Origin of the sequence: Cellulosimicrobium sp. ES-005, assembly GCF_040448685.1 — a bacterium.
In the GTDB taxonomy this organism is placed as follows: Bacteria; Actinomycetota; Actinomycetes; order Actinomycetales; family Cellulomonadaceae; genus Cellulosimicrobium; species Cellulosimicrobium cellulans_G.
In genome coordinates this window covers 1087950-1110917 of sequence record NZ_CP159290.1, presented here as the reverse complement: position 1 = coordinate 1110917, position 22968 = coordinate 1087950, and the positions used below count along the sequence as shown (strand labels likewise).

Genomic DNA, 22968 nt, shown 5'->3' with positions numbered 1-22968 from the left:
TCGCCCAGGATACGTCCTCAGCCGAGGTCGATCGTCACGCTCGTCGCGCCGTGCGCCTCGGCCGCCGCGGAGCCGGCCCGGACGGACCAGGCCGCAGGGGCGTCGTCGGACGAGACGGTGAGCGTCGCGCCCGACCGGCGGACGCGGAACGTGGCCCCGGGCGCGCCGTCCGACGGCGGGACGACCACGAGCTCGTCGTACCCGTCGGGCAGCTCGAACGCGTGCAGCGTGACGCCGTCGGCCCAGGCGTAGTCCGGCCGGTCCGTGCGGGCGCCGACCGGCAGGACGGTGCCCGGGCGCACGAGCACCGGGAGCGAGTCGAACCCGTGGGTCTCGGTGACCCAGCGCGGGCCCGTCACGGTCTCGCTCAGGGCGGGGCCGTCGTCGGGCTGCACGAGACGCGTCCACGTGCCCTCCGGCACGTAGTACTCCACGCGGCCGTCCGCGCGGAACACCGGCGCGACGAGGAGCGCGTCGCCCAGCAGGTACTGCGTGTCCGCGGTGTACCCGGCGCGGTCGTGCGGGAGCTCGAGCACGAGCGGCCGCATCATCGGCACGCCGTCGGTGTGCGCCTCCTCGGCCACCCGCCCGAGGTACGGCATGAGCGAAAGCTTGAGGTGCGTGAACTTGCGCGTGACGTCGACGGCCTCGTCGTCGAACGCCCACGGGACCCGCACCGAGCCCGAGCCGTGCAGGCGCGAGTGCGACGAGAGGAGGCCGAACGCCGTCCAGCGCTTGAACACGCCCGGGTCCGGCGTGCCCTCGAAGCCGCCCATGTCGTGGCTCCAGTAGCCGAACCCCGACATCGACATCGAGAGGCCGCCGCGCAGCGACTCGGCCATCGACGCGTACGTCGAGTCGCAGTCGCCGCCCCAGTGCACGGGGAACTGCTGGCCGCCCGCCGTCGCGGACCGCGCGAACAGGACCGCCTCGCCCTCGCCGCGCGTGCGCTCGAGCAGCCGGAAGACCGCCTCGTTGTAGAGCTGGGCGTAGTAGTTGTGCATCTTGCGCGGGTCGGAGCCGTCGTGCCACGCGATCCCGTCGACGGGGATCCGCTCGCCGAAGTCGGTCTTGAAGCAGTCGACGCCCTGGTCGAGCAGGCCCTCGAGCTTGCCGACGTACCACGCGGTCGCGTCGGGGTTGGTGAAGTCCACCAGCCCCATGCCCGCCTGCCACAGGTCCCACTGCCAGACCGACCCGTCCTCGCGCTTCACGAGGAAGCCCTGCTCCGCGGCCTCCGCGAAGAGCGGCGAGCGCTGCGCGACGTAGGGGTTGATCCACACGCACACCTTGAGCCCGCGGTCGTGCAGGCGGCGCAGCATGCCCTCGGGGTCGGGGAACGTGCGCGGGTCCCACTCGAAGTCGACCCACTGGTACTCGCGCATCCAGAAGCAGTCGAAGTGGAACACCGACAGCGGCAGGTCGCGCTCGGCCATGCCGTCGATGAACCCGTTCACCGTCTGCTCGTCGTAGCTCGTCGTGAACGACGTCGTGAGCCACAGGCCGAACGACCACGCCGGCACGCGCGCGGGGCGGCCCGTCAGCGCCGTGTACCGGCGCAGCACGTCCTTGGGCGTCGGGCCCTGGATGACCAGGTACTCGAGCGACTGCCCCTCGACGGAGAACTGGACGCGCGTGTTCACCTCGGAGGCGACCTCGAACGACACCTTCTCCGGGTGCTCGACGAACACCCCGTAGCCCTTGGTCGTGAGGTAGAGCGGCACGGACTTGTACGCCTGCTCGCTCGACGTCCCGCCGTCCTCGTTCCAGATGTCCACGACCTGGCCGTTCTTGACGAACGGGCCGAACCGCTCCCCCAGGCCGTAGACGAGCTCGCCGGGCTCGAGCGCGAGCTGCTCGTGCGTCCAGGCGCGGCCGTCGTCGGCCGTGACGTGCCCGACGGACTTCGGCAGCGAGGAGGTCAGCACCTCGCCGTCCGCCTCGAAGTCGACGCGCCAGCGGTCGCCCCGGTGCACGCGCACCGCGAGGTCCTTGGACCGCAGGACCGCGACGTCGTCGTGCACCTCGACCTCGGGCCGGAACCCGGGCTCGCCGGTCACCTCGAACGCCGGGCCCCGGCGCACCGCACCCTGGTGGTGCTCCACGCGCACCCGGATCACGCCGGGTGCGGGCGAGGAGTACGTCGTCGTGAGCATCGGGCGGTTGAGAGTGTCGCCGCGGCCGCGGATCTTCGCCGTCGGCGCGTACACGGTGAGCGTGCCGGCCGCCTCGTCCGCGCGGACGTCGTCGACCTCGACCGCGTAGAGCGGGTGCATGCCGGGCCGGACCTGCCAGTACCCGTCGGTGAACTTCATGGGTGGTGCTTCCTTCGTCGGTGCGTTCAGGTGTCTCGGGGGCCGCCCCGGGGCGGCTCGGCATCACACGAAGAGCGTCACTTCACGGCGCCCGCCGTGACGCCCCGGGTGAGGGTCCGCTGGAAGATGAGGAAGAAGACCAGCGCGGGGATCAGCGACACGAGCGCGCCCGCGTTGGTCGTCGGGGCGTCCATCATCCGGTCGCCCTGGAGCGACGCGAGCGCGATGGGGATCGTCTGGGTGTCGTTGGTCGTCAGCATGACCAGCGGGATGAAGAACTCGTTCCACGTCCAGATGAAGAAGAAGATCATGAGGACGCCGAGCGTGGGCTTGACGATCGGGTAGACGACCTGCCACAGGATGCGCCAGCGTCCGGCGCCGTCGAGCTGGGCCGCCTCGAGCAGCGCGGGCGGGAACGTCCCGAGCACGGACGCGAGCAGGTACGTGCCGAACGCCGCCTGGATGACCGTGAAGATGATGATGATCGACCACTGCGAGTTCGACAGGCCGACCTTCTGAGCCATGTCGAACAGCGGGTAGATGAGCGCCTCCTGCGGCAGCATGTTCGCCACGAGGAACAGCGTGACGATCCAGAGGCGGCCCTTGATGCGGCCGACGCCGATCGCGTACGCGCTGAGCAGCGACAGGAGCGTGCCGAACACGGCGACGAGCGCCGAGATGAAGACGGAGTTCCAGAGCTTCTGCGGGAAGTTCGTCCGCGTCCAGAAGTTCTGCACGCCGTCGAGGTAGAGCTCCTTCGGGATGCTCAGCGGGCCGTCCTGGGAGTACTCGGCCGGCGACTTGAACGCGTTGAGCACCATGATGACGAACGGCGACAGCATGAGCAGGGCGACGAGGATCGCGGCGGCGAGCACGAACCAGCGGCCGACGCCGCGGCGGTAGCGCTCGTCCTGCCGCGTGGCGCGCAGGGCGCGGCGGGGGCTGGACGCGTCGGCGCCCGGCGCCACGGCGTCCGCGGGGGTGGTGGTGACGGTGGACATCAGCGGCCCTCCTGCTCACGACGCTCGGCGCGGCTCTGCAGCGCGAGGATCACGACGGCGACGACGATGATGACGAGGGTCAGCACGGTCGCCACCGCGGCGCCGTAGCCGACCTTCGACTTGTCGAAGAAGTTGAGGTACGAGTAGTAGCTCGGGACGAGCGTCGAGCTCTCCGGCCCGCCGCGCGTGAGCACGTAGATGGGACCGAACACCTTGAGCGCGGCGACCGTGCACGTGAGCGTGACGACGAACGTCTCGGGACGGATCTGCGGGATCGTGATGGCCCCGAAGCGGCGCCACCAGCCCGCGCCGTCGAGCTCGGCTGCCTCGTACAGCTCGGGGTCCACGCGCTGGAGCGCCGACATGAAGATGACGACGGGGTAGCCGATCTGCACCCAGATGAGCACGAGCATGACGCTCGGCAGCGCGGTCGTCGTGTCGCCGAGCCAGTTGGGCGGGTTCTCGATGCCGATCCCGCGCAGGATCACGTTGAGCGCACCGGTCTGGGCGTTGAGGATCCAGTTCCACAGCACGCCGGCGACGGCGACAGGCAGGATCTGCGGCAGGTAGTACGTGGCGCGCAGGAAGGCCGCGACGCGCGGGCCGAAGCGCCGGCCGAGGTAGTCGAACAGCACGGCCGCGAGGACGAGGCCGATGAGGGTCGGCACGACGACCATCGCGAGGATCATCGCGATGGAGTTCTGGAACGAGGTCCAGAACGCCGAGTCGTGCAGGAGGTCGGCGTAGTTCCCCAGCCCGTACCAGCGCATCGGCGCCATGCCGCCGCGCCACTTGAACAGGCTGTAGTAGACGTTCATCACGAACGGGTAGCCGATCACGACGACGAACGCCACCGCGCCGGGCAGGAGGTAGGGCAGGTACGGGAGCCAGGCGGGCCGGCGACGGCGGCGGGGCGCCGCGGTCGCGCGCGACGCCTCGCGCGCGGGGCCGGGCCCGGCGTCGGGCACGGTGTCGGTGCGGGTGGTCATGACGGTCTCTTTCGCGGGAGGTCCTCGGGTGGGGGTGCCGGGCCGGCCGGGGCGATCGTGGGATCGGCCCCGGCCGGCCGGGCGCGTGCGTCCGCTCAGCTGTCGAGCAGGTCCGCCTTGCCGTCCACGTACGCGGACTCGAGGCCGTCGAGCACCTCGGTCGGCGACTTCGACTGGTTGATGAGCGACTGGAGCTCGCTGACGATCACGTCGTAGTAGCCGGGCACGGGCCAGTCGGGGTAGAACGCGAGGCCGTCGTCGTCGAGGATCGCCTGGAAGTTCTCGGTGAGCTGCTGCGTGCGCTCGTCCGTGATGACCGACGCGTCACCGGCGACGGGCAGGCCGCCCTTCTCCGCGAGGATGTTCTGCACCTCGGGGCGCAGCGTGATGTCGATGAACTCCTCGGCGAGGTCGGGCGAGTCCGCGTTCGCCGGGACGACCCAGAGGTTGCCGGACGAGCCGACCTGGAGCGTGTTGCCGGGGAAGTTGAACTGGCCCCAGTCGGCGTCCATCTCCTCGACGATGCGGCCGAACCACCACGAGCCGGAGACCATCATCGGGTACGTGCCGTTGATGAAGGAGACGCCCATGTCCTCGGCGGTCAGCGCGGCGGAGTCGGACGCGACGAAGCCGTCCTTGATCCAGGAGTCGAGCTTCTCGGTGGCCTGCGTCATCTCCGGGCCGTGGAAGTCCGGGTCGCCGTCGAAGAGCTGGTACTGGTCGACGAAGTCGCGCTCGGAGTTCGCGAGCACGAGCTCGTACCAGAGCTGGCCCATCGGGTACTCGGCGCCGGCCTCGGCGAGCGGCGTCACGCCCTGGTCCTTGAAGGCCTGCATGACGCTCTCGAGCTCGTCGAGCGTCGTCGGCACCTCGAGCCCGTACTGGGCGAACATGTCCTTGTTGTAGTAGACCTGCACGAACTCGCCGTAGTTCGGGACGCCGTACCACTCGCCCGAGCCCATGAGGCCCTGGTCGTCGTAGGTCGCGGTCGTCTGGAGCGAGCCGCTGAGCTTCTCGTCCCAGCCGCGCTCGGTCGCCGCGTCGGTGAGCGGGGTCAGCAGGCCCTGCGCCGCGAGCTGGCCGGCGGTCGCGTTGCCCTTGTTGTACTCCATGACGTCGGGCACGTCGTCGCCGGTGAGGACGATCTTGGCGTTCTTCTGGATCTGCTCGAACGTCTGCTTCTCGACGACGACGTCGACGTCCGGGTTCTCCTCCTCGAAGATCTCGATCGCCTTGGCCCAGGCCTGGCCCATGGCCGAGTCCTCGTTCTCGTAGTGCCAGATCGTCAGGGTCTGGTCGTCGGACCCGCCGCTGCCGCCGGAGCCCCCGCACGCCGCCAGGGCGAGTGGGAGCGCTACCACGGCAGCGACGAGCGAGATCTTCCGGGATCGCAGCATGTGCGTGTCCTCCTCATCGAGTTCCGGCGCTGGAGCCGGAGGGCGACCGGGCCCGTGGCCCGGCCGGTCGGTTCAGCGAGCCTGGGGCTCGCGGTCGTCGTCGTCCGGCGCCCGGCGGGCCGCGGGGGCGACGCTGCTGCCGGGTTCGAGGACGCACGGGATGAGCACGTTCGGCGTGCTCGGACGGGAGCCGTCCACGAGGGACAGCAGCTTCTGCACGCCCAGGCGGCCGAGCTCGGCCCCGGGCGCGTGCATCGTGGTCAGCGGCGGGTTGCTCATCTCCCCGACGCCGGGGGACGTGACGATCGACAGGATCGACATGTCCGCGGGGATCGCGACGCCGCGCTGCTGCAGCTCGGCGACGACGCCGAACGTCGCGATCTCGTTCATGGTGACGAAGGCCGTCAGGCGGGGCTCGCGCCCCAGGAGCGTCGTGACCGCGTCGCGGCCCGCGCGCGGGGACTCGTCGACGCGCAGCGAGACCGGCTCGAGCCCGCGCCGACGCATCGCCGCCTCGAAGCCCTCCTCGGCCCGGAACGTGGGCGCATAGCCGTCGTCCGCCGTCGCCTGCGAGTGGTTCACGAGGGCAACGTGCCGGTGCCCGAGGTCGACGAGGTGCTGGACCGCGTCGTCCGTCGTGCGCTCGAAGTCGATGTCCACGGACGGCCGGTCCGTGACGTCGCGCGTGCGGCCGATCATCGTGTACGGCACCCCGGCCTCGTCGAGCACGTCGACGCGGGCGTCGTCGAGCGCGACCTCCATGAGCAGGACGCCGTCTGCCATCCCCTGGCGCACGAGGTCGCGGACCTCCGGGGCCTGGGTCGTGCGGAAGGGCCAGAGGACGAGGTGGTACCCGTTCTCGCGCGCCGTCTCCGCGGCGGACGAGACGAACTCGGCGACGGTGCCGCCCAGCCCCTTCTCCATCGCGGGGTAGATGAGCGCGAGCACGTGGCTGCGGCGCGACGCGAGCCCGCGGGCCATCGCGTTGGGCTGGTAGCCGAGCTCGGCCATGGCGTCCTCGATGCGGCGCCGTGTGGCGTCGGAGACGGGACGGGTCCCGGACAGCGCATAGGAGACCGTGCTCAGCGAGACCTGCGCGCGTCGCGCCACGTCCTGCATCGTCGCCATCGTCACCACTCCCCTGTGGTCCGGTTCCGCGCCTCGGCCGTCGAAGCGCTTCGTCGAAACGCATCGTCGAAGCGCTTCGCTGTTACGAGTATTCGATGAACAAATGACGAGAGTCAAGCCCGAGAAGCAAGAACGCGCTCTCCGATTCCGGACGCACTCCCGACCTGCGACGACGCGCGCCCGATCTGCACGCCGACGACGCGCCGACCCCGGGTTCGGCGGTGCAGTCGGGCACGCGACGGCCGCGCAGGGGGTCAGAGTGCGAGGTCGACCGGGGCGGCGGCGCGCAGGACCTCGCGGACGCGCAGGTCGGCGTCCGTGACGACGACGTCGGCGCGGCGGCCCGCGACGAGGCCGCCGCGGTCGTCGAGGCCGAGCACGCCGGCCGGGGTCCAGGAGGCGGCGCGGACCGCGTCGACGAGCGGCACCCCGGCCTCGACCGTCTCGCGCACGACGTCGAGCAGGTGGTACGTGCCGCCCGCGATGGACCCGCCCTCGGTGAGCCGCGCGACGCCGTGCGCGACGGTCACGCGCATGGGTCCGAGCTCGTACGCGCCGTCGGCCATGCCCGCCGCGGCCATCGCGTCGGTGACGAGCGCGACGGCGTCCGGCCCCGCGACGGCGCCGTCGGCACCGACGTGCGACCCGACCAGCTCGACGACGCTGCGGATCGTGCCGTGCGCGAGGTGCGTGCCGTCGGCCACGAGCTCGACGACGAGCTCGCCGCGCGCGGCCGCCGCGAGGCACGCCGCGATGGGGCCGGGCTCACGGTGGTGCAGGGGGCGCATGCCGTTGAACAGGTGGGTCGCGGTCAGGCGCGCGCCGGGCCGCCCGGCGGCCGCGAGCGCCGCGACGCCGGCCGCGATCGCCGCCTCGGTCTGCTCGGTGCTCGCGTCGGTGTGCCCGATGGACGGGAGGGCCCCCACCTCGACGAGGGTCTCGATCACGCCCCCGGCGCCGACGACGCCCGGCACCTCGGGCGCGACCGTCATGGTGCGCAGGTAACCGCGCGCGGCCGCGGCGATCGCCCGCACGAGCTCCGGGTCGCCCTCGAGCATGTCGTGCGGGTTCTGCGCGCCGCACCGCACCTCGGAGAGGAACGGGCCCTCGAGGTGGATGCCGACGATCTCGCCCGCGTCGGCGAGGTCCGCGAGGTTCGCCGTGCGCTCGAGCAGCACGTCGCGCGGCGCGGTGACGAGCGACGCGACGAGGCTCGTCGTGCCGTGGCGCAGGTGCTCGCGCGCGGCGACGCGCGCCTCGTCGACGCTCGTCGCGTCGGGGAAGCTCGACCCGCCGCCGCCGTGGTCGTGCACGTCGACGAGGCCCGGGAGCAGCGTCGCACCGTCGCCCGCGGGCAGGTTCGCGTACCCGGCGTCGGCGGCCTGCGCGCGGGTCCCGACCCACGCGACGCGCCCGTCCTCCAGGGCCACGACACCGTCCTCGAGCACCCCCGTCGGGGTGACGACGCGGCCCACGAGGACTCGTGCGGTGCCGGTCTGCTGGTCGGGACGAGGGCTGCGGGCGTCGGTCATGGCCCCATTCTGGCGCACTTCGTACACCCGGCGTGCAAACCCGCGCGGCCGTGGACGCGCGCGGGTCGTGAGGCGAGACGTCAGCGGTCGCGCGCGGCGAGCAGCCGCCGTGCGCCGCGTCCGAGGTGCAGGGCGAAGAGCCGCTGGAACGTGGGCACGGCGAACGCGAGCGGGCGCACCCACCACAGCACCGGGCGGCTGAACACGTCGATGCTCCACCACAGGTCGCCCGCGTCGTCGCGCTCGACGGCGAAGCGCTCCTCCCCCACGAACGCGTGCCCAGGCAGGGTGCCGTACCCGAACGCGACACGGCGCGCGGACCGCTCGACCCACACGACCTCGCACGGTTCGTGCAGCCGCAGCCGCCCGACGCCGAGCAGCGTCGTCACGCGCGCACCGGGCTCGGCGACGGGCGCCGCGGTCTCGAGGCGCACGCGCGCCGCGGCGTGCACGCGCCACGTGAGGAGCTGCTCGCCGAGCCACGCGAGGTCGTCGGGCGTGCGCGGCCGGTCGGTGAGCCGACGGCGCACGTGCAGGTAGCGGTACCCCGCGGGCCGGTCGCCGGTCCGGGTCGAGCCGACCTCCGGGTACGTGAACGTCATGCCGCACTCCCCTCCGGGGCCCGCCCGGGCCCACGTGTCGTGTCCTGCCCTGCGTCGCGGTGCTCCTCGTCCGCGCTCTCCGCCCCGCGCGGGAGCTCCGGCCGGGCCGCGAGGACCCGCAGCCCGAGGAGGGTGCAGAGCACGAACCCGAACGCGTTCGCGACGCCGTGCGTCGCCGCCATGACGTCGAGGCTCGGGTGCGCGAACCCGAGCGCCTCGCCCGCGGCCCACCAGAGCGCGAGCAGCATCGACAGCCCGACGACGACCGCACCCGCGCCGAGCAGCGCGCGGGCGCCCGCGGCGCTCCCCGCGCTCACGGAGCCGGTGGAGCGCGCACCGACGGTCCGGTGCGCGTCGTCCGGGCCGACGCCGTCGACCTGGTCGGCCGGACCGGCGGTCCGCGCGAGCGAGCAGACCGCCGCGACCGCGGTCGCCCACAGGGCGAGCGTGAGCACCCCCGCGCCGACGAGCTCGGCCGCGTCGCCGACGAGGTAGCCGACGAGCACGAGCACCGTCCCGAGCGGCACGCCCCACGCGCCGACGACCGCGAGCCGGTCGGTGACCGCGAGACGTGCGACCGTTCCCGCGACGAGTGCCGCGCCGAACCCGGCGTAGAGCATGTGCGGGACCGTGAGCGCGAGATACGTCCCGGAGAACCCGAGGAGCCCCCACCCGGCGCGCTCGGCGACCAGCGCGCTCGCGCCGACCGCCGGCATGACCAGCGCGGTCGCGGTCGCCGCACGCGAGGCGAGACCTGCCGCGCCGACCCGCCCGTCGCGCAGGTCGCGCGCCGTGCGCACCGCCAGACGCCCGCCGGCGCCGGCGAGCACGACGGTCGCCGTCGCGAGGACGAGCGCGAGGAGCACGGACGCGGTGCCGTGCGGCAGCACGAGGCTCACCGACCCGGCGACTCCCGCGAGCGGCCACGCCACGCTGCGCGGCGCCGGGACGACGTCGGGCCCCAGGAGCCGGAGGCCGAGCGGCAGGACCACGACCATGCCGAGGATCACCAGGCCCGAGACGAGGGCTGCGCCGGCGGGGCTCACGCGCCCGCCTCCGGCCCGTCCGCGCGCTCGCGGGCCGCATCGGCCGCAGCGGACGCCCCGGGCGCTCCCGGGTGGACCGCACGCACGAGGCGCAGGACGTCGTCGACCACCCCGCGTGCGACGGGCAGCCGCGCGAGCCGGACGAGGCTGCCGACGAGCGCCGCCCCGCCGTCGACGAGCCGGCGCGTGCGCGCGAACCCGGGCGAGGTGTCGTGGACCCAGAACAGGGTGATGCCGAGCTGGGCCAACCACAGCAGCTCGGGGAGCTGGGCGCGCAGCCGCTCGGGGACGCGCGTCGACGCCCCGGCGACGACCCGCTCGAACAGGTCGCGCGAGAGGTCGCGCGAGGCGGCGGAGGCCGCGGAGAAGGGGCTCGCGTCCGAGCCCGGGCGGATCGCGACGGACACGAACTCGCCGCCGAACGCGTGGAAGGGGGCGAACGCGTCGACCGACGCTCCCCAGACGCCGCGCAGCCGCTCGGCGAGCGAGCCGCCCGCGGCGAGCACGGGCGCGGCGCGCTCGGCGTGCTCGCGCTGCACCTCGAGGTAGAGCTCCTGGACGAGCGCGTCCTTGGACGGGAAGTGGTAGTAGGCGTTCCCGGTGCTCACCCCCGCCGCGGCGGCGACGGCGCGCATGGTCGTGCGCTCGTACCCGACGTCGCGCAGCATCCGGACCGCGACGTCGCGCAGGTGGGCGCGCGTCCGCTCGGACTTCGGCGTCGCGCTCATGCGACGAGGCCACTTTTGAACATGTTCAAAAACTACCACGTGGGACATCCGGTCGGCGCGAGGGGTCAGCACCGGCGGGGGCTGTTGTTTTCTGTTCGCTCTTGTGGGAATCTGTGGCCGACAGCGCAGTCACGTCCCCGTGCCCTGGAGCGCGCGGGACCCGCTCTTCGACGACGAAGGACACGCATGCGACGACCACGCTCGACGGGCGCCCTGGCGCTCGCCTCCGGCCTCCTGGCCCTGGCCCTCGCGGCCCCGGCGGTCGCGGCGACGCCGCCGGTCCCCGCGTCAGCCCCGCCCACGTCCCCGGGCGCCACGACCGACGACCCGACCACGCCCCTCGACCGGCCCGAGGTCGGGCCGGGGACCTCGTTCGTCGACGTCCGCGAGAAGCTCGACGGCTACGCCGACCCCGACTGGTACGCAGCCAACGTCCCCGTCGTGGACCTCCCCGACGCGGACGCCGAGGCGGTCTACTACTACCGCTGGCGCGTGCTCAAGGAGCACCTGCGCTACACCGAGCCCGGCACGGGCTGGGTGCTCACGGAGTTCCTCGACTGCTGCGGCTACGCCGCGCCGTACCAGGCCATCAACGCCGCGGCGGGCCACCAGCTCGCCGAGGGCCGGTGGCTGCGCGACCAGCGCTACCTGGACGACTACGAGGACTACTGGCTCACCGGCCCCGGCCAGATCGAGCCCGCGCAGAACCCCGAGGCCGCCGACTGGGCGCACCAGTACTCGTTCTGGGCCGTGACCGCGATCGTCGAGCGCGCGAAGGTCACCGGGAACCTCGACCGCCTGCGCGCGCTCCAGCCCGAGCTGGAGACCTTCGTCGAGGACTGGGGGAACCAGTTCGACGCCGACCTCGGGCTCTACTGGCAGACGCCCGAGTACGACGCCAAGGAGAGCTCGCCCGCGTCGTACGCGACCGACCGCGACTACGCGGGCCGCCACACGTTCCGGCCGTCGATCAACGCCTACCTCTACGGCGACATGCTCGCGCTCGCCGAGGTCGCGACGCTCAACGGCGACGAGGCGACCGCGACCGAGTACCGCGACCGCGCCGCCGCGCTGCGCGAGGCCGTGGACACCTACCTCTGGGACGACGAGCGCGCGTTCTACTACGACGTCGTGGACTGGGAGAACCCGGACCACGAGCGGCTGCGCGACCGGCTCGACGTCGGGTTCGTCCCGTGGAAGTTCGGCCTCGCCTCGCCCGAGCAGGCCGTCGCCCTCGACCAGCTCCTCGACCCGCAGGGGTTCGCGGCGCCGTACGGCCCGACGGTGACCGAGCGCCGCTCCCCCGACTTCTGGCGCTCGGCCGACCAGGGCTGCTGCAAGTGGGACGGGCCGTCGTGGCCGTTCTCGACGTCGCTCACGCTCGACGGCGTCGCGACCGCGCTGCGCGACGACGCCGCGGGCGACCTCACGCGCGCGGACTACCTCGACCTGTTCGACACCTACGTGCGCACGCAGTTCCGCGACGGCGAGCCGTACGTCGCCGAGGCGCACCACCCCGACGAGGACCGCTGGATCTACGACGGGAACAACCACTCCGAGGACTACCTGCACTCCAGCTACGTGGACCTCGTGCTCCAGGACCTCCTCGGCCTCCAGCCGCAGTCCGACGACTCGCTCGTGCTCGACCCGCTCGTGCCGGCCGACTGGGACTGGTTCGCCGCGGAGAACGTGCCGTACCACGGGCGGAACGTCACGGTCCTGTTCGACCGCGACGGCTCGCGCTACGGGGCGGGCTCCGGCCTGCGCGTCTACGTGGACGGCGAGCAGGCGCTGCGCGCGGACGCCGACGCGCTCTCCGAGGGCGCCGACCCGGTCGAGGTGCCGGTGCCGAGCGGCGAGCCGCAGCGTCTCCCCCACGCCGTCAACACGTCGGCGAACCCGCTCCGGAACGCCTACCCGCGCCCTGTCGCGTCGTACACGTGGCGGTACGACGACGCGTGGCGGGTCCTCGACGGCAAGGTCTGGTACGACGAGGTGCCGCAGAACACGCGCTGGTCCAACTACTCCTCGCCGAACGCCCGCGACTGGGTGGGCGTCGAGTTCGCCGAGCCGACGACGATCGGCGACGTCCGCTTCCACGGATACCAGGACGCCGACGCCGTCCAGCCCGCCGTCGGCTACGAGCTCGAGTACTGGGACGGCGCGGCCTGGCAGGTCGTCCCCGACCAGACGCGCGTGCCCGAGCAGCCCGTCGGCAACGGCCTGAACCGCATCACGTTCCCGCCGCTCGAGACGACGAGCTACCGCGTCACGTTCGACGCCGCGCCCGGGAAGTCCGTCGGGGTGACCGAGCTCGAGTCGTGGAGCCCCGTGTCACGGGCCGTCTCCGCGCGCGTCGAGGCCGCGGAGCCCGCCGTCGGGCGCGCCTCGCGCGTGGACGTGACCGTGTCGACGCGCGCGGACGCCGTCGCCGACGTCGAGGTCGCGCCCGACCTCCCGGCCGGCTGGACGGCCGTCGCCGTGGGCGAGGCGGGCCCGGTCGACCTCGGGGCGTGGGACCGCGCGACCCGGTCATGGGAGGTCATGCCCGGGTCCGACGCCGTCCCCGGCAGCGAGGCGCGGGTCGGCGCCGTCGTGCGCTGGGGCGGGTCGAGCGCTCCCGAGGAGACGCGCGCGACCACGACCACCCGGCTCGCGTTCGACCCGGACTGGTACGACGACGTCGTGCTGCACGACGACTTCGACGCCGACACCACGGCGGACTACGCGACCCTGCAGCCCTCCGGCGAGGCGCTGCCCGCCGTCGCGGCCGGGGACGGGGTGCTCGCCGCGACCGGAGACGCGCGCTACTGGGGGCTGTACGGCCACCGCACGGCCCGCGCGACGCCGTCGTCGGTGGTGGTCGCCGAGATCGGCGCGTTCTCCGGCGCGGGGACGCAGGAGGACTCGCTGTTCCTCGGTCTCGCCGCCGCGGACCGCACCTACGCGCTCGCCTGGTTCAACCACACGAACGTCGCGTCCGGCCTCGACTACGTCGGGGGCGCGGACGGGTCGTCGCCGTACTTCGGCATCCGGGGATACGGCCCCGGCGACCGGATCGCGCTCCAGGTGAACGGCGCGCGCGTCGACGTGTTCGCCGAGGAGGACGGCGAGTGGGCCTGGTACGGCGGCACGACGACCGGCGGCGCGCTCGACACGTCCGACCCCGACGTGCTCGCCGGGCTCCTGCCGACGATCGGCTTCCGTGCCGACCGTGGGACGGTGAGCATCGCGTCGTTCGAGGTGCGCTCCCGGTCCGCCGCGACGCCCGCGCCCGAGGTCGACGTCACCGCCGTCCCGCGCTGCCTCGCCGGCACGGCCTACGTCGCGGTCCGGGCGGCGTACGTCGGCACGGGCGGCGCCGGGGCGGGCGACCCGGTGGACGTCGAGCTCGTCACGCCGTTCGGGACGCGCACGGTCACGGGCGTCGCGCCGGGTGCCAACGCCTACCAGTCGTTCTCGGCGCGCGCCGCGTCGCTCGCGGCGGGCACGGCGACGGTCCGCGTGACCGACGCCGCAGGGACGGTCACCGAGCACACGGCGCCGTTCGCGGCCGTCACCTGCTGACCGCAGGGCCGATCCCACGGCCCTGACTCGTCGACCAGGCGGTCGTGGCTCGTCCTCGCTGCGGGACGAGCCACGACCGCCTGCTCGGCGGGTCGCGCGTCAGAAGAGGCGGGAGTCCACGTCGTCGACGCCGCGCATCGCGTCGTAGTCGAGGACGAGGCAGCCGATCCCCCGGTCCGTCGCGAGCACGCGCGCCTGGGGCTTGATCTCCTGCGCGGCGAACACGCCGCGCACGGGCGCGAGCAGCGGGTCGCGGTTGAGGAGCTCGAGGTAGCGCGTGAGCTGCTCGACGCCGTCGATGTCGCCCCGGCGCTTGATCTCGACCGCGACGGTCGCCCCGGTCGCGTCCTTGGCGAGGATGTCCACCGGGCCGATCGCGGTCGGGTACTCCCGGCGGACGAGCGTGTGGCCCGACCCGAGCAGCTCGATCTGCGCGGCGAGCATCTCCTGCAGGTGCGCCTCGACGCCGTCCTTGACCAGCCCCGGGTCGATGCCGAGCTCGTGAGAGCTGTCGTGCTGGACCTCGTGGAGCTCGATCTCGAGGCGGTCGTCGCTCTTCGCGTGCTGCACGGCCCAGACCTCGGTCACGCCGCGCTCGCGCGCCTCCTCGGACGGCTCGCGCACCGCGAGCGAGCACGGCGGGCTCATCCAGTTGAGCGGCTTGTACGACCCGCCGTCGGAGTGCAGCAGCACGCTCCCGTCGGCCTTGACGATGAGCACGCGTGTCGCGAGCGGCAGGTGCGCCGAGAGACGGCCGGTGTAGCGGGCGGAGCAGCGGGCGACGACGAGACGCATGAGGCAGGTCCTCCGGGTCGGTGGTGGGCGGTCCGGGTCGCGGCGTCAGCCCACGGGCGACGCCTCAGACGACGACGTCGCGGCGGCCGGGCGGCGCGGCCTCCAGCCAGGAGGCCAGCCCCTCGTACGCGGCGCGCGACATCGTGAGCTCGAAGTCCTGACCGTGGTACCGGCACCGGACGAGGTAGGTGTCGGGCCCGTCGCCGGCGAACGGCTCGCGGCCCGCGATGACGAGGTCGTAGCGGGACCACGTCCGGGCGGGGCGGATCGACACCGACCACAGCCGCCACCAGTCGATGCGGCCGACGCCGTAGTGCGCGATGCCCGCGACCCAGGGCGCACCGGCCGCACCCGCGCGCCGCGCCCCGCACTCGAACGAGCCGACGCGGTGGGACAGGGCGCGCAGACGCCACGCCCCCAGCCCGATCGCGAGAAGGACGAGGACGAGCAGTCCGATCGCGAGCCAGGCCAGGGGCGTCATGGTCGTGCGAAGGTCAGCGGGCCGGTACGGACTCGACCGAGTCCGCGACGATCGTGACCTGGTTCGAGTCGACGGAGAGGAACCCTCCGGAGACGCGCACGTCGAGGGTCTCGCCCTCGGCCACGATGCGCACCGACCCCTCGCGCAGCACGGAGAGCAGCGGCGAGTGGTCCGCGAGGATGCCGATCTCACCGTCCGCCGCGGGGGCCGTGACCCGCTGTGCGCGGCCCGACCAGATCTTGCGGTCCGCCGCCACGAGGTCGACGTTCAGCTGTGCCACGGGAACTCCTTCATGGGCGGTTCATGCCCGGTGTGGTGTCCGGGACGACGCCCGGCCCGCGTGCCGCGGTCCGGGTCCGGGTGCGACGCCCGCGGGGCCGGACCGACCGGCCCGGCCCCGCGCGTGCGTCGGATCAGGCGCCGTACTCCTGCTGGATGCGCGCCCAGTTGCGCTCGAGGTCCTCGAGGCCACCGATGTTGTAGAAGGCCTGCTCGGCGATGTGGTCGAACTCGCCGTCCGCGATCTTCTTGAACGCCTCGATGGTCTCGCTCAGCGGCACGGTCGAGCCCGCGACGCCGGTGAACTTCTCCGCCATGTAGGTGTTCTGGGAGAGGAACTGCTGGATGCGGCGCGCACGCGCGACGACCGTCTTGTCCTCCTCCGAGAGCTCGTCCACGCCGAGGATCGCGATGATGTCCTGGAGCTCCTTGTTGCGCTGCAGGATCGACTTCACGCGCGTCGCGACGTCGTAGTGCTCCTGGCCCACGTAGCGCGGGTCGAGGATGCGGCTCGTCGACGCGAGCGGGTCCACCGCCGGGTACAGACCACGCGAGGCGATCTCACGCGAGAGCTCGGTCGTCGCGTCGAGGTGCGCGAACGTCGTCGCCGGCGCCGGGTCGGTGTAGTCGTCCGCCGGGACGTAGATCGCCTGGAGCGACGTGATCGAGTGACCACGCGTCGAGGTGATGCGCTCCTGGAGCAGACCCATCTCGTCCGCGAGGTTCGGCTGGTAGCCCACCGCGGAGGGCATGCGCCCGAGCAGCGTCGACACCTCGGAGCCCGCCTGCGTGAAGCGGAAGATGTTGTCGATGAACAGCAGCACGTCCTGCTTCTTCACGTCGCGGAAGTACTCCGCCATCGTCAGCGCGGAGAGCGCGACGCGAAGACGCGTGCCCGGCGGCTCGTCCATCTGGCCGAAGACGAGGGCGGTCTTGTCGAAGACGCCCGCGTCCTCCATCTCGTGGATGAGGTCGTTGCCCTCACGCGTGCGCTCGCCGACGCCGGCGAACACCGAGACACCGCCGTGGTCCTGGGCGACGCGCTGGATCATCTCCTGGATGAGGACCGTCTTGCCGACGCCCGCACCGCCGAAGAGGCCGATCTTCCCACCCTGGACGTAGGGGGTCAGCAGGTCGATGACCTTGATGCCCGTCTCGAACATCGTGGTCTTCGACTCGAGCTGGTCGAACGCCGGGGGCTTGCGGTGGATCGGCCAGCGCTCGGTGATCTCGACCGTCTCGCCCGGAGCGGCGTTGAGCACGTCGCCCGTCACGTTGAAGACCTTGCCCTTGGTGACGTCGCCGACGGGGACGCTGATCGGCGCGCCCGTGTCCGTCACCTGGGCGCCGCGGACGAGGCCGTCGGTCGGCTTGAGGGCGATCGCGCGGATGAGCGAGTCGCCCAGGTGCTGGGCGACCTCGAGCGTGAGCGTGAAGGACTTCTCGCCCTCGCCCTGCGACGAGAGGTCGATCTCGACGGTCAGCGCGTTGTAGATGTCGGGGATGGCGTCCGCCGGGAACTCGATGTCCACGACGGGGCCGATCACACGAGCGACTCGGCCCACGCCGGGACCGCTGGAGTGCTCGACCTGTGCTTCCACGGTGGTGGCGGTCATTGCTGGCCTCGCTTCGCAGTGCCGGAGTGGTCCCCGGCGGTGTCGGTCAGGTTGTCGATGATGGTGCTGGCCGCGCGGGCCGTGCGGCCCGTCATGACGCCGCCAGGGCGTCGGCACCCGAGACGATCTCGCTGATCTCCTGGGTGATGTCCGCCTGACGCGCCTGGTTCGCCAGCCGCGTGTAGTTGCGGATGAGGTCCTCCGCGTTGTCCGTCGCCGTGTGCATCGCCCGCTGACGTGCCGCGAGCTCGGACGCCGCCGCCTCGAGGAGGCAGCTGAAGATCCGGCTGCGCACGTAGCGCGGGAGCAGCGCGTCGAGCACGGCCTCGGGCGAGGGCTCGAAGTCGTACAGCGGGAGCACGTCGTGCTTGCCCGCCGGGGCGACGCCCTCGACGACCTCGAGCGGGAGCATCCGCACGACGCGCGGGCGCTGCGTGACCATGTTGACGAACTGCGTGTACACGATGTGCAGCTCGCTCACGCCGCCCTCGGCGGCCGGGGCGAGGAACGCGCCCAGCAGGGCGTCCGCGATCTCCCCCGCGACCTCCGAGTTCGGCGCGTCCGACCCGTACGACCACGAGCCGGCGAGCTCGCGCCCGCGGAACGTGTAGTACGAGATGGCACGACGTCCGGCCGCGTAGAGCGCGACCTCCTTGCCCTCGGCCACGAGACGCTCGACGAGGCGCTCCGTCTCGCGGATGATCGACGCCGAGTACGCGCCGGCCATGCCGCGGTCGGACGCGACGACGAGCACCGCCACGCGGTTGGTGTCCGTGCGCTCGCTGGTCAGCGGGTGCTTCGTCGACGTGTGCGTCGCGACGGCCGAGACCGCCCGGGTGATCGCCCGGGCGTACGGCGACGCGGCGGCCGTGCGGTCGCGCGCCTTGCCGATGCGCGACGCAGCGATGAGCTCCTGCGCGCGGAACATCTTCTTGAGCGACTGCGTCGACTTGATCCGCTGCTTGTAGACGCGCTGGGATCCGGCCATGCTCAGGCCCTCTTCTGCCGGACGATCTGCTCCTGCTCGATCTCCGTCTCGGCCTCGTCCTCGGTGTCGCCGCCGACGAGCGGCGAGCCGTCACCCTTGAGGAAGCCGGAGCGGAACGCGTCGACCGCCGCGGCGAGCTGCGACTCGGTCTCGTCCTCGAGCTTGCCGGACTCGGCGATCGTCGAGAGGACGTCCGTGTTGCGGCGCAGGTGGTCGAGCAGCTCGGACTCGAAGCGACGCACGTCCTCGACCGGGACGTCGTCGATCTTGCCCTTGGTGCCGGCCCAGATGGACGCGACCTGCTCCTCGACCGGGAACGGCGAGTACTGGCCCTGCTTGAGCAGCTCCATGAGGACCGCGCCGCGCTGCAGCTGGCCGCGCGAGGCCGCGTCGAGGTCGGACGCGAACATCGCGAACGCCTCGAGCGCACGGTACTGGGCGAGCTCGAGCTTCAGCGTGCCCGAGACCTTCTTCATCGCCTTGACCTGCGCGTCACCACCGACGCGCGACACCGAGATGCCGACGTCGACGGCGGGGCGCTGGTCCGCGTTGAACAGGTCGGACTGGAGGAAGATCTGGCCGTCCGTGATGGAGATGACGTTCGTCGGGATGTACGCCGACACGTCGTTCGCCTTGGTCTCGATGACCGGCAGGCCCGTCATCGAGCCGGCGCCGAGCTCGTCGGAGAGCTTCGCGCAACGCTCGAGGAGGCGGGAGTGCAGGTAGAAGACGTCACCCGGGTACGCCTCGCGGCCCGGCGGGCGACGCAGCAGCAGCGACACCGCACGGTAGGCCTCGGCCTGCTTCGACAGGTCGTCGAACACGATGAGGACGTGCTTGCCGCCGTACATCCAGTGCTGGCCGATGGCCGAGCCGGTGTAGGGGGCGAGGTACTTGAAGCCCGCGGGGTCCGAGGCGGGAGCCGCGACGATCGTCGTGTACTCGAGCGCGCCGGCGTCCTCGAGCGCGCCGCGGACGGACGCGATGGTCGAGCCCTTCTGGCCGATCGCGACGTAGATGCAGCGGACCTGCTTGGTCGGGTCGCCCGACTCCCAGTTCGCCTTCTGGTTGATGATCGTGTCGATCGCGATCGCCGTCTTGCCCGTCTGGCGGTCGCCGATGATCAGCTGGCGCTGACCACGGCCGATCGGGATCATCGAGTCGATCGCCTTGAGACCGGTCTGGAGGGGCTCGTGGACCGACTTGCGGGCCATGACGCCGGGCGCCTGGAGCTCCAGGGCGCGGCGGCCCTCGGTCGCGACCTCGCCGAGGCCGTCGATCGGGTTGCCCAGCGGGTCGACGACGCGGCCGAGGTAGCCGTCGCCGACGGGGACCGAGAGGACCTCGCCCGTGCGACGGACCTCCTGCCCCTCCTCGATGCCGGTGAACTCGCCGAGCACGACGACACCGATCTCGCGGACGTCGAGGTTGAGGGCGAGACCGAGGGTCCCGTCCTCGAAGCGCAGCAGCTCGTTGGCCATCGCGCCCGGGAGACCCTCGACCTGGGCGATGCCGTCGGCGGCCAGGGTGACCCGGCCCACCTCCTCGGACACGGCGCCCTCGGGCTCGTAGGACTTCACGAAGCTGTCCAGAGCGGCCCGGATCTCCTCCGGCCGGATCGTCAGCTCAGCCATTGCTCTTCTCCTGTCGTGGCCGCACCTCGTGGTTCGGGTGCGGTCGAACGTTTGTCGGTTGTGCGGCCGGTGGCCGGCAGGACGGTCGTCGGTCGGAAGGGTCGGCTCGTCAGCTCACGAGACGTCGGCGCGCGTCGGCGAGCCGGGAGAGCACGGTGGAGTCCACGACGTCGGCGCCCACCTGGACGCGGAGCCCGCCGAGCACGGCCGGGTCCACCGTCACGTTGAGCTGCACCGCGCGGCCGTAGGCCCGCTCGAGCAGCGTCGCGAGACGGTCGAGCTGGACCTGCGTGAGCACCGTGGCCGACGTGACCGAGGCGACGAGACGCTGCCGGCGCTCGGCCGCGATCTCCCCGATCCAGCCCAGCGTCGGGACGAACCGGCGACCGCGCAGCGCGCGCGTCGCGTGGACCGCGAGCACCTCGGTGACCGTGTCGACCTTGCCGTCGAGCAGCGCGTGCAGGAACGCGGCGCGACGCTCGGGGTCGGTCGTGTCGTCGGAGAGGACCTGTCGCGCCTCGCGCTGCCCGACGAGCGCGCGCGACGTCCGGAACAGCTCGTCCTCGACCTTCTCCAGAGCACCGCGGGCCTCGGCCGACGCGAGGACCGCGTCCAGGCCCAGGCGCTCGGTCGCGTCCGCGAGGTCACCCTCGCGGGTCCAGCGCGACCGGACGAGACCGGCCACGAGGTCCACGACCCGCTCGTCGAAGCCCGACGCGAGGACGGCGGTCACGAGGGCCGCCTTGTCCGCGCCGGACCGCGACGGGTCCGCGAGCGAGCGCCGCAGCGGCGCGGACTCGTCGAACGCCGCGGTGACCGCGAAGAGCTGCTCGCCCAGCGCCAGCGCGCCCTCGCCCGCCGAGCGCAGGACCGGCTCGAACCGGTCCCGCGCCTGCGTCAGGGACTCGCCGCTCGTTCCGCGCATCAGCGCTCCTCGGAGGCCGTGCCCGCCGCGCTCGCCGCCGCGGGACCCACGGCCTCGAGCTCGTCGAGGAAGCGGTCGACGACGCGGCTCTGGCGCGCCGAGTCGGCGAGCGACTCGCCGACGATCTTCGAGGCGAGCTCCGTCGCGAGCAGACCGACGTCGTTGCGCAGCGAGACCGCGGCCTGCTGGCGCTCGGCCTCGATCTGGCGGTGCGCCGTCTCGACGATGCGCGCGGCGTCGTCCGACGCCTTCGCCCGCAGGTCCGAGACGATGGCCGTGCCCTCGGCACGCGCCTCCTCGCGGATCTTCGCCGCCTCCGTGCGCGCCTCCTGGAGCTGCTGGTGGTACTCCGCCAGCGCCGCCGCGGCCTCCGCCTGGGCGGACTCCGCCTTGGCGAGGCCACCCTCGATCTTCGCGGTGCGCTCGTCGAGCACCGCCTGGAACTTGGGCAGGACGGCCTTGTAGAAGACGATCGCGATGACGACGAGGACGACCGCCGACCAGAGCAGGTCGTAGCCGGCCGGCAGGAAGAGGTCGATCCCCTCCGGCTCCTCCGTCTGCGCCACCAGCGAACCGGCGGCGCTCGTCAGCGCCGACATCACGCCGCGGGGAAGAGGAAGCCGGCGACGAGACCCAGCAGGGCGAGGAGCTCGACGAACGCGACACCGAGGAACATGGTGGCGCGGAGCTGGCCGGCGACCTCAGGCTGGCGGGCGATGCCCTCGATGGTCTTGCCGATGAGGATACCGAGGCCGATGCCCGGGCCGATCGCGGCGAGGCCGTAGCCGACCGAGTTGAGGTTACCGGTGACCTCGGCGAGGGTGGTGACGTCCACGATGGGTGTTCCTTCCGTTGGGCGCCGGCCCTGGGTGGTCCGGCGTCGCGTGGGTTGATGCGTCTGGAGCGAGCTGGTGGTGCGAGCGGCGAGGCGCGCCGACCGTCAGGTCAGTGCTCTTCCTCGAGCGACATGTTGATGTAGACCGCGGCGAGCAGGGCGAAGATGTACGCCTGCAGCGCGGCGACCAGGATCTCGAAGAGCGTGAAGGCGAAGCCGCCGGCCAGGCTGAGGACCCCGAGCGCCTTCATCGCGGGAGCCGCCTCGAAGAAGAAGTACTGCGTGGCCGCGAAGCACAGGACGAGCATGATGTGCCCGGCGACCATGTTGGCGACGAGACGGATGGCCAGCGAGGCCGGCCGGATGATGAGGATCTGGAGCAGCTCGATCGGCGTGACGATCAGGTAGATCGGCGCCGGGATCCCCGGGGGGAAGAGGTTGCTCTTGAGGTAGCCGCCGAGGCCGTGCTTCTTGATGCCGACGTACCAGTAGGTCACGAAGACCCAGAGGGCGAGGAGCAGCGGGATGCCGATCCGGGCGGTGCCGGCCATGTTGAGGCCGGTGATGATGCCCGTGATGTTGAACGCGAGGATCGCGCAGAAGATCGTCGTGATCATGGGCACGAAGCGCTTCGCGTTCTCCTTGCCCATGATCTCCTCGACGACCTGCACGCGCACGAAGTCGAGGATCATCTCGATGGCGTTCTGGAACCGGCCGGGGACGAGCTTCGCGCGGCGCGCCGCGATGACGAAGATCGACAGCAGGACGATCGTCGCGACGACGCGGACGATCCAGATGCGGTCGATCTGGAAGATCGTGCCCTCGAAGAGGATGGCCGGCGGAAAGAAGTCGGCGATCGACGGCGCGTGGAAGCCACCTTCGCTCTCGGAAGCAGCGAGGAGCACGGGGGTCGCAAGCGTGGACAGGGTGGACTCCCAATGGTCGTGTGGTCCGGGCAGCCGTCACTCGTTGGTGGGCACGCCGTCGGACCTGGCCGTCATGGATTCGCCAGTAGCCTAACGTATGGATCGGCGTGCTCACGCCGATCTGGCGGCGCTTGTGACATTTTGCTCATGCGCTCCGGGCAACTGGTCCCTGGCCCGGGCGCCG

20 protein-coding genes are annotated in these 22968 nt (G+C 72.3%); 1 reads left to right on the top strand and 19 read right to left on the bottom strand.

The annotated features are described in order from the left end of the window. Positions 1–17 precede the first annotated feature (17 nt). The 9 genes from yicI to ABRQ22_RS04755 form a co-directional block, all read right to left on the bottom strand. Complete coding sequence (gene yicI, locus ABRQ22_RS04795) at positions 18–2315, bottom strand: alpha-xylosidase (protein WP_253053390.1); 2298 nt, start codon at positions 2313–2315, stop codon at positions 18–20. 77 nt (positions 2316–2392) lie between these two features. After that, entirely contained in the window at positions 2393–3316 is a 924-nt protein-coding gene (locus ABRQ22_RS04790) for a carbohydrate ABC transporter permease (RefSeq protein ID WP_253053387.1), read from the bottom strand. Next, positions 3316–4134 carry a sugar ABC transporter permease gene (locus ABRQ22_RS04785; RefSeq protein ID WP_353709498.1) on the bottom strand — a complete coding sequence of 273 codons (819 nt, stop codon included), beginning with the start codon at positions 4132–4134 and terminating at the stop codon, positions 3316–3318. The genes ABRQ22_RS04790 and ABRQ22_RS04785 overlap by 1 nt, the downstream gene beginning before the upstream one ends. A 266-nt stretch (positions 4135–4400) precedes the next feature. Next, complete coding sequence (locus ABRQ22_RS04780) at positions 4401–5702, bottom strand: extracellular solute-binding protein (RefSeq protein WP_353708753.1); 1302 nt, start codon at positions 5700–5702, stop codon at positions 4401–4403. A gap of 72 nt (positions 5703–5774) precedes the next feature. After that, positions 5775–6830: a LacI family DNA-binding transcriptional regulator gene (locus tag ABRQ22_RS04775; RefSeq protein WP_353708752.1), complete on the bottom strand. Its 1056-nt coding sequence runs from the start codon at positions 6828–6830 to the stop codon at positions 5775–5777. Between the two features lie 254 nt (positions 6831–7084). After that, on the bottom strand, positions 7085–8362 hold the full coding sequence (locus ABRQ22_RS04770) for an amidohydrolase family protein (protein WP_253053379.1): 1278 nt from the start codon (positions 8360–8362) through the stop codon (positions 7085–7087). Positions 8363–8442: 80 nt separating this feature from the next. Continuing rightward, positions 8443–8964: a DUF1990 domain-containing protein gene (locus tag ABRQ22_RS04765; RefSeq protein ID WP_353708751.1), complete on the bottom strand. Its 522-nt coding sequence runs from the start codon at positions 8962–8964 to the stop codon at positions 8443–8445. Then, positions 8961–10010 carry a YndJ family protein gene (locus ABRQ22_RS04760; protein ID WP_353708750.1) on the bottom strand — a complete coding sequence of 350 codons (1050 nt, stop codon included), beginning with the start codon at positions 10008–10010 and terminating at the stop codon, positions 8961–8963. Before ABRQ22_RS04760 ends, ABRQ22_RS04765 begins: the two co-directional genes overlap by 4 nt. Further along, positions 10007–10738 carry a TetR family transcriptional regulator gene (locus tag ABRQ22_RS04755; RefSeq protein ID WP_253053374.1) on the bottom strand — a complete coding sequence of 244 codons (732 nt, stop codon included), beginning with the start codon at positions 10736–10738 and terminating at the stop codon, positions 10007–10009. Before ABRQ22_RS04755 ends, ABRQ22_RS04760 begins: the two co-directional genes overlap by 4 nt. 186 nt (positions 10739–10924) lie before the next feature. On the opposite strand from ABRQ22_RS04755, the gene ABRQ22_RS04750 reads away from it, so the two are divergent. Continuing rightward, positions 10925–14305 carry a trehalase family glycosidase gene (locus ABRQ22_RS04750; RefSeq protein WP_353708749.1) on the top strand — a complete coding sequence of 1127 codons (3381 nt, stop codon included), beginning with the start codon at positions 10925–10927 and terminating at the stop codon, positions 14303–14305. A 99-nt stretch (positions 14306–14404) separates the two neighbouring features. On the opposite strand, the gene nucS is transcribed toward ABRQ22_RS04750, so the two are convergent. From nucS to atpB, 10 genes are all read right to left on the bottom strand, one after another. Continuing rightward, on the bottom strand, positions 14405–15100 hold the full coding sequence (nucS, locus tag ABRQ22_RS04745; RefSeq protein ID WP_253053371.1) for an endonuclease NucS: 696 nt from the start codon (positions 15098–15100) through the stop codon (positions 14405–14407). Positions 15101–15164: 64 nt separating this feature from the next. Continuing rightward, positions 15165–15581: a DUF2550 domain-containing protein gene (locus ABRQ22_RS04740; protein WP_253053369.1), complete on the bottom strand. Its 417-nt coding sequence runs from the start codon at positions 15579–15581 to the stop codon at positions 15165–15167. Positions 15582–15594: 13 nt separating this feature from the next. Next, positions 15595–15861, bottom strand: coding sequence for a F0F1 ATP synthase subunit epsilon (locus ABRQ22_RS04735; protein WP_047232903.1), 267 nt, complete (start codon positions 15859–15861; stop codon positions 15595–15597). 133 nt (positions 15862–15994) lie between these two features. Continuing rightward, positions 15995–17476: a F0F1 ATP synthase subunit beta gene (gene atpD, locus ABRQ22_RS04730; protein WP_253053367.1), complete on the bottom strand. Its 1482-nt coding sequence runs from the start codon at positions 17474–17476 to the stop codon at positions 15995–15997. Between the two features lie 91 nt (positions 17477–17567). After that, positions 17568–18464 (bottom strand): F0F1 ATP synthase subunit gamma, encoded by an 897-nt coding sequence (locus tag ABRQ22_RS04725; protein WP_253053365.1) that lies wholly within the window; start codon positions 18462–18464, stop codon positions 17568–17570. 2 nt (positions 18465–18466) lie between these two features. Then, positions 18467–20098, bottom strand: coding sequence for a F0F1 ATP synthase subunit alpha (gene atpA, locus ABRQ22_RS04720; RefSeq protein ID WP_253053363.1), 1632 nt, complete (start codon positions 20096–20098; stop codon positions 18467–18469). A gap of 109 nt (positions 20099–20207) precedes the next feature. Next, entirely contained in the window at positions 20208–21023 is an 816-nt protein-coding gene (locus ABRQ22_RS04715) for a F0F1 ATP synthase subunit delta (protein ID WP_253053361.1), read from the bottom strand. Then, entirely contained in the window at positions 21023–21622 is a 600-nt protein-coding gene (locus ABRQ22_RS04710) for a F0F1 ATP synthase subunit B (protein ID WP_353708748.1), read from the bottom strand. The genes ABRQ22_RS04715 and ABRQ22_RS04710 overlap by 1 nt, the downstream gene beginning before the upstream one ends. Then, a complete protein-coding gene (locus ABRQ22_RS04705; RefSeq protein ID WP_047232897.1) occupies positions 21622–21858 on the bottom strand; it encodes an ATP synthase F0 subunit C in 237 nt (78 codons plus the stop codon). Before ABRQ22_RS04705 ends, ABRQ22_RS04710 begins: the two co-directional genes overlap by 1 nt. 110 nt (positions 21859–21968) lie before the next feature. Next, complete coding sequence (gene atpB / locus ABRQ22_RS04700) at positions 21969–22763, bottom strand: F0F1 ATP synthase subunit A (RefSeq protein ID WP_253053357.1); 795 nt, start codon at positions 22761–22763, stop codon at positions 21969–21971. Between the last annotated feature and the right edge of the window lie 205 nt (positions 22764–22968).